Annotated in this window: 11 protein-coding genes; 5 read left to right on the top strand and 6 right to left on the bottom strand. The window is 64.5% G+C overall.

Annotated features, from left to right (window positions below):
* Positions 1-2 precede the first annotated feature (2 nt).
* Complete coding sequence (locus Q0O95_RS12580) at positions 3-962, bottom strand: LacI family DNA-binding transcriptional regulator (protein WP_293699267.1); 960 nt, start codon at positions 960-962, stop codon at positions 3-5.
* A gap of 66 nt (positions 963-1028) precedes the next feature.
* Entirely contained in the window at positions 1029-2144 is a 1116-nt protein-coding gene (locus tag Q0O95_RS12585; protein ID WP_293699270.1) for a serine hydrolase, read from the bottom strand.
* 121 nt (positions 2145-2265) lie between these two features.
* On the opposite strand from Q0O95_RS12585, the gene Q0O95_RS12590 reads away from it, so the two are divergent.
* Positions 2266-2703 carry an Lrp/AsnC family transcriptional regulator gene (locus Q0O95_RS12590; RefSeq protein WP_293699273.1) on the top strand — a complete coding sequence of 146 codons (438 nt, stop codon included), beginning with the start codon at positions 2266-2268 and terminating at the stop codon, positions 2701-2703.
* Positions 2700-3173, top strand: a complete 474-nt coding sequence (locus Q0O95_RS12595) for a DUF2087 domain-containing protein (protein WP_293699276.1) — start codon at positions 2700-2702, stop codon at positions 3171-3173. The genes Q0O95_RS12590 and Q0O95_RS12595 overlap by 4 nt, the downstream gene beginning before the upstream one ends.
* A gap of 4 nt (positions 3174-3177) precedes the next feature.
* On the opposite strand, the gene Q0O95_RS12600 is transcribed toward Q0O95_RS12595, so the two are convergent.
* Both Q0O95_RS12600 and Q0O95_RS12605 read right to left on the bottom strand, forming a co-directional pair.
* The gene (locus Q0O95_RS12600) at positions 3178-3558 is read right to left on the bottom strand and encodes a type II toxin-antitoxin system VapC family toxin (protein ID WP_293699279.1); all 381 of its coding nucleotides are present in this window, start codon (positions 3556-3558) and stop codon (positions 3178-3180) included.
* Entirely contained in the window at positions 3555-3812 is a 258-nt protein-coding gene (locus tag Q0O95_RS12605) for a CopG family transcriptional regulator (RefSeq protein ID WP_293699282.1), read from the bottom strand. The genes Q0O95_RS12600 and Q0O95_RS12605 overlap by 4 nt, the downstream gene beginning before the upstream one ends.
* A gap of 41 nt (positions 3813-3853) precedes the next feature.
* Here Q0O95_RS12605 and Q0O95_RS12610 point away from each other — a divergent pair, with 41 nt between their 5' ends.
* Positions 3854-4258, top strand: coding sequence for an NUDIX domain-containing protein (locus Q0O95_RS12610; protein ID WP_293699284.1), 405 nt, complete (start codon positions 3854-3856; stop codon positions 4256-4258).
* Here the strand turns inward: Q0O95_RS12610 and Q0O95_RS12615 are convergent.
* Entirely contained in the window at positions 4251-5036 is a 786-nt protein-coding gene (locus tag Q0O95_RS12615; protein ID WP_293699287.1) for a helix-turn-helix transcriptional regulator, read from the bottom strand. The genes Q0O95_RS12610 and Q0O95_RS12615 overlap by 8 nt on opposite strands.
* A gap of 107 nt (positions 5037-5143) precedes the next feature.
* Here Q0O95_RS12615 and Q0O95_RS12620 point away from each other — a divergent pair, with 107 nt between their 5' ends.
* Together Q0O95_RS12620 and Q0O95_RS12625 are read left to right on the top strand one after the other, a co-directional pair.
* Positions 5144-5494: a nuclear transport factor 2 family protein gene (locus tag Q0O95_RS12620; RefSeq protein WP_293699289.1), complete on the top strand. Its 351-nt coding sequence runs from the start codon at positions 5144-5146 to the stop codon at positions 5492-5494.
* Complete coding sequence (locus Q0O95_RS12625) at positions 5491-5835, top strand: DUF1330 domain-containing protein (RefSeq protein ID WP_293699292.1); 345 nt, start codon at positions 5491-5493, stop codon at positions 5833-5835. Before Q0O95_RS12620 ends, Q0O95_RS12625 begins: the two co-directional genes overlap by 4 nt.
* Before the next feature lie 117 nt (positions 5836-5952).
* Here Q0O95_RS12625 and Q0O95_RS12630 read toward each other — a convergent pair whose 3' ends face one another.
* A complete protein-coding gene (locus Q0O95_RS12630; RefSeq protein ID WP_293699295.1) occupies positions 5953-6807 on the bottom strand; it encodes a CPBP family glutamic-type intramembrane protease in 855 nt (284 codons plus the stop codon).
* Positions 6808-6813 lie beyond the last annotated feature (6 nt).

A 6813-nucleotide genomic window follows, 5' to 3' on the forward strand; every position in this document is an offset into this window, starting at 1 on the left:
CGCTAGCCGAGCAGGGGAACCGGTAGGACGTCGCGATGGACGGGCGTCGATGCGTCGGCGAAGCGCTCGAGCAGCCTGCGCGCGGCGACCCGTCCGAGCTCGCGGCCCGGCGCATCCGCGATCAGGCACTCCCGCGGTCGCTCGGCACCTCGCGGCAGCGCGCCGAATACCGCGAGCGCTCGCTCCGTCGCGTGCTCGCGCATCGCCTCGATCGCGCCGACCGCCATGAGGTTGTTGGCAATGAAGATCGCGTCGGGAGGAGTGGATGCCGCATACAGCCGGTTCATCGCCTCTCGTCCGCCGGAGAAGCGGTAGTCGCTGAAGATCAAGAGCTCTTCCGGCACGGGACGACCCTGTTCTCGGTGGGCGTCCCGCCACCCTTCGCTGCGGCGAATCGACGTCTCGACATCTCCCGGTCCCGTGATGCATGCGATGCGTTCGTATCCGCGCGACAGGAGTTCACCGACGAGCTCGGAAGAGGACTCGCGATCGGCGAGCACCACTACGTCGGTTGCGACGGTGAGCGGGTCACGGTCGATGACCACGACCGCGCTGTTCCGGTCGAGCAGTGGCTCGAGATCGGTGCCTGCGGAAGCCGGCGCGATCACGACGCCTGCCATGGCCTCCGACACGGCGACCCCTATGTAGCGCGTTTCCTTCGCGGTATCGGAGTCGGAGTTGCACAGAACAACCGAGTATCCCTCCGGCTCCAGCGCGTCTTCGACGCCGCGCGCGATCGCGGTGAAGAACGGGTTCTCGATATCGGGGATGATCAGGCCGACGAGCTTGGATCGCTTGCTGCGCAGCGATTGCGCTCTGCGGTTCGGGCGGTACCCGAGTTGTTCTGCAGCAACGCGCACCTGCTCGGTCAGCGTTGCGTTCACTGTCTTTCCGCTCAGGACGCGCGACACGGTGGCGGGCGAAACCGATGCCAGTCTCGCTACATCGTGAATCGTTACCATTTGCGCCTCTCCTGCACTCCGTCGTCAGCATGCCCGGCTCAGAGCACGGGCGGCAGTAGTCTATGCCTAGTCTGAACCGAAGCCAATAATCGCCTCATCGAGCAGCCGCACCGGCTCCCAGGCGGCATCCTCGGAATTCGTGACGACGGCAAGCGTGATCCCCTGCTCATGACCACCGACCGGATAGTGCCGCACGATCGCACTCGCACCGGTATTGATGCCGTCCTTGTACAGTGACCTGACGCGGCCATCGGCGTCGAGTTCGATCTCGAGCCCGAACGCGTAGTGCAGCTCCGCCGTCGCACCGGGTTTCGGAGCGTCAACCCTGTGATGCAGCGCTTGCGGGCTGCGGAACATCGCCGTCGACTCCTCCGACAGGATGCGGCCCTGCAGCACCGAGTCCAGCATGCGCGCCAGATCGGCGGCGGTCGCGTGCGCACCTCCGTCGGGCGAGCCGATGGGAGGGTACGAGTAGATGTTCTGGCGCCAGCCTTTGAGCGTTCCGTCGGCAGACGAGCGAACGGGCTCCCACCCCTCGGCGACATCCGGCACCGCGTGACGCATGTCGAAGAAGCCGGAGTCGCGCATTCCCGTCTTCTCCATCACGTCACGGCGAATGACGTCGCGATAGGGCACGCCGGTTGCGTCTTCTACCGCGAGCCCGAGCAGAACATAGCCGACATTGCAGTAGCGACAGCCCTGCCCCGGCGCGAAGTTGGCCGGTTTGTGCACGAACTGCGGTAGAAAGTCTCGGGTCTCTGTCACCGAGTAATTCGGCCGCTCCTCCCACAGCGCTTCGTACGATTCGCCCGCCTCCTCATCGGCGTCGTCACCGATGCCCGATGTGTGCGAGAGCAGGTGACGCAGCGTCACATCCGGGTGGATCGCGCTGTCGGTGAGGTCCACCCGGTCGTGAATGCGATCGTCAAGTCGCAGCGTGCCGGCGTCGACGAGCTGCAATACCGCAATCGACGTGAGCACTTTCGTGACCGATGCGATGTCGAACCGTGTGGATGCGCGCACGGGAACATCCCATCTCCGGCTCGCAGTGCCGTGCGCTGCGGACAGCAGCGTCTCTTCACCACGCTGCACGTGGAGTACGCCGGAGAATGCGTCCTCGGCTGCGAGCGCAACGGTGCGCTCGCGCACTGCTTCCAGCCGTTCTTGGAGCGTCTTCGCCATGCTCTCCACTGTAATCGGGCTCTGCGACCCTGGCTCTCATGAGGCACGCATCGTTGCAAACTGTGTTGCCGAGAGCCTCGCATCCTTGCACGCATCTCGTTTCCGCAATAGATTTTTGCGTATGGACCGCACCGATTACGCGATCATCGATCACCTCAAGATCAACGCGAGAGCGAACTACGGCGACATCGGCGACGAGGTGGGTCTCAGCGCATCGGCTGTAAAGCGACGCATCGACAAACTCGTCGAATCGGGCGTTATCGCCGGCTTTACGGTGCAGATCGACCCGAAGGTCGAGGGGCTCGCAACGGAGGCGTATGTCGAGCTGTTCTGCAGCGGCACCGTTTCGCCACCGGAGCTCAAGCGCATCCTTTCGGATGTTCCCGACATCGTCGAGGCCTACACCGTCACGGGGGATGCCGACGCCGTGGTTGTTGTGCGCGCTCGTGACGCGCACGGGCTCGAGGACGCGCTCGAGCGCATCCGCGCGGCGAAGAGCGTTGTGCGAACCCGCAGCGCCCTCATCCTCTCCCGTCTCGTCCATCGCATCTCGATATGACCGAGGGTGCAACGCAGCAGTTGTTCGCAACGCTCGCCGATGACGGCAGACGCAAACTCTACGCCCGCATCGTTGCGGAGGGCCCGCTCGCCGTCACAGGGCTGGCAACCAAGGAGCGTCGTCGCCTGGATGCTCTCGTTCGCGCGGGGCTCGCCTCGGTCGAGGACGGCACGGTGTCGGAAGTCGACGCATTCTCTCCCCTGCTGCAGCGTACGCGGGCCGCGAGCGGTGTCGACAGATTCGTTCGCGACGGTCGCATCGAGATCTGGCCCGCGAAGCCGGACGATCGGATGGCCGTCATGCGCTGGGCGGCCGAGCGCGCGCTGCGGCCGGGCGAGGACCTCGATGAGCGCTCGGTGACAGATCGCCTCGGGGAACTCTGGCGGGATCCGGCAACGCTGCGCCGCGACCTGTTCGACAGCGGCCTGATCCATCGCACGCAGGACGGCTCGAGCTACTGGCGCGAATAGTGGTTCACAACGAGAACGGCGCTCGAAGATCGGGAATCATGGGAAAGTGCTTCGTATTCAACGTGGCCAACTCGAGCCCGCTATGCAGCGCGGTAGCAGCGATGAAGTAGTCGGAGATCCCGATACCCGAGCGACTACGACGATACTCCCGCTGCAATGCTCCGGCCCGCCGAGCAATTGCATCCGTAATCGGCATCACCTCGAGCGCAGCCAGGAGCGCCCACACCTCTCGACGTTCAGCTGATCGCATTCCGCCCGTGATCTCCGTCACGGTAACCGCACTGATCGCCAAGGCGTCCCTCTCGGACGCATCGAGCAGCCACCGTCTTGCGACCTGAACACCCCGCAGATGACAGATCAGCACATCCGTGTCTACGAGAATCATCGCTCGAGCCGCCAGAGCTGCTCGAGGTGTTCCTCTCGAGCGCCCGCCGTACGGTTCATCGCGTCATCCACGACGATCGCTCCGAACGAGAGATCTATTGCCGACTGCAGAGCACGGTGATCCCCTCGTGCATCACGAAGCCCCGCGTCGATCAATCGCCGCACGAGTTCGGCCCGAGAAATCCCCTCCATCTCAGCGCGCTGCTCCAGCTCCTCCGTCTGGCGCTCGTCGAGATAGATATTGGTGCGCTTCATACATCACATTATACATCAGCGGGGCTCGCTAGGCTGATCCGGTGCACATCATCACGGTCTCAGCAGTGCTCTTCCAGCGTCTCGACGGCACGGTGCTCACGGTTCGCAAGCGCGGCACCGACATGTTCATGTTGCCGGGCGGCAAGCCCGAATCGGGAGAGTCCGCGGCCGATTGCGCACGCCGCGAAGTGCGCGAAGAACTCGGCATCACCCTCGAACCGGCAGACATCGAACCGTTCGGGACTTGGGATGCCGCGGCAGCCAACGAGGCGGGCGCGACGGTCCGCGCGAGCGTGTTCCGGGCATCCGAAGCGGCCTCCGCCGCAGTGCCACGAGCGCAGGCTGAAATCGAGGAGCTTCGCTGGATCCATCCCGTCGCCGGTATCGATGATCCCGCAGAGGCACCGCTCAATCGCGACCACGTCTTCCCGATGCTGATCACATAGTCTCAGCGCCGAGCGCCCGCCGGGTGTCGGCATCCGCGGGCAGGAACGTCTCGAGATGGAGCCCTTCGAGTGTTCCATCGGAGGCCGTGTCCAGCCGGGCGGACGCACTGAAGAATCGCAGCGTGCCATCCTCGGCTTCGAACTCGAGCGGCAGGACCGGCCCGGTCGCGGCGGGCGCTGCCGGGCGATATTTCAGATACGTCTCGATCTCGGCGATGAGTTCGTAGTGCCGCGCATCGTGCGTGTGCTCCGCTCGTCGCGCCACCTGGTGATGCAGGTGCGCCGCCCACTGCTCGAAGTTGCGGATCCGCGGCGCCAGCCCGTCCGGATGCAAGGAGACGCGCAAAACGTTGACGGGCGGCTCGAGCAGCTCAGCGGCGCACCCCGCCAGCAGCCGATCGACCGCGGCGTTGGCATCGACGATGTCCCAGTGCGTATCGAGCAGCAGCGCGGGGTAGGGCAGATGCGCATCCAACAGGTGGCGCAGCCCATCCATGATCTCTGCAACATCGGGATGATCGAGCCGGTGCTCGGGAAATGTCGGCGCGTGCCCCGCGGCAAGCAGCAGACGATTGCGGTCGCGGAGCGGAACGTCGAGAACGTCGGCGAGCCGCAGCACCATCTGCGCGGTCGGCTTCGCGAGCCCCGTTTCGACCCGGCTCACGTGCCGTGTGCTGACCTCTGACCGGTTCGAGAGTTCCTGCTGACTGAACCGGCGGCGTTCGCGCCACGTTCGCAGCAGCGAACCAACGCCCGCTTCTTCGACTACCTGCGTCATGCGCACAACGTAACAGACCGTTCATGACCTCCGAGGTCATGGAGATGCCGCACTCCCGGCGGCAGACTCGGTGGCACGAACTCAGAAATGAATGAGAAGGAAACACAATGCAGAACATCGCCGAGAAGTACCTGGACACTTGGAATGCCGGGCCCGCTGACCGCAAGCGACTGATCGCCGACCACTGGTCTCCGAGCGTGACGTATGTCGACCCGCAGGCCGAGATCTCGGGCAGCTCCGCGCTTCACGAACTGATCGGCGCCGTGCAGGCGCAATTCCCCGATTTCGTCTTCCGTCTGCACGGCAGCGTCGACGCTCACCACCGGCAGCTCCGGTTCTCGTGGGCTCTCGGCCCTGCCGGAGAAGAGCCTCCCATCATCGGCTTCGACGTCGTCGTGGTCGATGAAGACGGCAGGATCGCCGACGTGCGCGGCTTCCTCGACAGGGTGCCGCAGTGAGCGCGCGGCGCGGCTATGCAGTCGGGCACCTGCGCGGCGTGCAGTTAGGGGCGCAGATCCGTGAATACATGGAGCGCATCGAGTCGACGTTCGAGCCCTTCGGCGGCGAGTGGGTGGTGCACGGTACGCAGCCAGAGGTTGTGGAGGGCGATTGGCAGGGAGATGTCGTGATCATCGGCTTCCCGTCCATCGAAGCGGCACGGCGCTGGTACCACTCTGACGATTACCAGCGCATTCTCGACCTTCGCGCCGAGCACGCGGACACCAGCGTCGTGCTGCTCGAAGGTGTGCACGCCGAGTATCGTGCTGCCGAGACGATCGCCAAGTTCTTCGACGCCTGACCGCTGCCCGGCTCCCGGGGCGCTGGAATGGCTCCCGCTCGAGATCCCGACCGGAACGTTCGTGTACCTGGGCCCGCACCTCGCGTTCACGCGCATCGCAAGGCAGGCGGGCGCAGACTAGAAGCCGTGGACGATCGGGAAGATCGGTAGCGCCTCCGGGTGATGGGCGTGCACGATGACGGCGAAGACGACCGCGTCGAACAGTAAATGCAGAACGACGACGTAGAGCAGGTTCTTGCGCGTGATGGTGAAGACCAGGCCTTGCACGAGCGCGAACGGAATCGTCAGCAGGGGCCCCCACTCCCGGTAACCGAGCTCCCACAGGAATGAGACGAAGATCGCCGCCTGCAGCACGTTCGCGAGCCAGGGGCGGAAGTGCCGCATGAAGAGCACGTAGCAGGTGCAGATGAAGAACAGTTCGTCCCAGATGCCAACCGCATTCACACCGATGAACAGTCGTGTGATCTCGTGCCATTCGACGACCGCCGGCCAGTTCTCCCAGACACCGCTGGTAAGGAAATAGAACGGCAGGATCAGATAGGCGGCGAGGATCACCACGATCAGGTATCCCCATTGCGCTTGCGTCCAACGCTCCAAGCGCAATGGGAACGTGATGAAGTGATCCTTGAACAACCAGCGTGACAGCGTGTAGGGGATCACGACCGCTGCTCCGAGAGCGAGCGTGAAGCGCAGCATGCCCATCGGCGAGATGTCGGCTTCGAGGGAGATGAGGCTGACGGCCCCGAGCGCGAGAGCGATCAGCAGGAGGTCTTTCGTGAGGCCCGCGGATGCCCTGAGCCGGTCGCTCACGACCGCGAGCGCCAGGCCCGCCACCATGAGGACGTAGCCGACCCAGGCGATCTCGATCCAGAACAGCAGAACAGCCGAGGAGGAGATCAGTGCCGCGGGCAAAATCGCGAATGGGCGCGTTGCGGTGCCTTTCGCTGCAAACAGCTTTGCGACGCTCACGATGTCACA

It is taken from the genome of uncultured Agrococcus sp., assembly GCF_945915485.1.
In the GTDB taxonomy this organism is placed as follows: Bacteria; Actinomycetota; Actinomycetes; order Actinomycetales; family Microbacteriaceae; genus Agrococcus.

What these genes read in the sequence shown, in the direction of transcription:
- Q0O95_RS12580 (WP_293699267.1), bottom strand. Translation starts at nt 962, where the DNA reads ATGGTAACGATTCACGATGTAGCGAGACTGGCATCGGTTTCGCCCGCC.
- Q0O95_RS12585 (WP_293699270.1), bottom strand. Translation starts at nt 2,144, where the DNA reads ATGGCGAAGACGCTCCAAGAACGGCTGGAAGCAGTGCGCGAGCGCACC.
- Q0O95_RS12590 (WP_293699273.1), top strand. Translation starts at nt 2,266, where the DNA reads ATGGACCGCACCGATTACGCGATCATCGATCACCTCAAGATCAACGCG.
- Q0O95_RS12595 (WP_293699276.1), top strand. Translation starts at nt 2,700, where the DNA reads ATGACCGAGGGTGCAACGCAGCAGTTGTTCGCAACGCTCGCCGATGAC.
- Q0O95_RS12600 (WP_293699279.1), bottom strand. Translation starts at nt 3,558, where the DNA reads ATGATTCTCGTAGACACGGATGTGCTGATCTGTCATCTGCGGGGTGTT.
- Q0O95_RS12605 (WP_293699282.1), bottom strand. Translation starts at nt 3,812, where the DNA reads ATGAAGCGCACCAATATCTATCTCGACGAGCGCCAGACGGAGGAGCTG.
- Q0O95_RS12615 (WP_293699287.1), bottom strand. Translation starts at nt 5,036, where the DNA reads ATGACGCAGGTAGTCGAAGAAGCGGGCGTTGGTTCGCTGCTGCGAACG.
- Q0O95_RS12620 (WP_293699289.1), top strand. Translation starts at nt 5,144, where the DNA reads ATGCAGAACATCGCCGAGAAGTACCTGGACACTTGGAATGCCGGGCCC.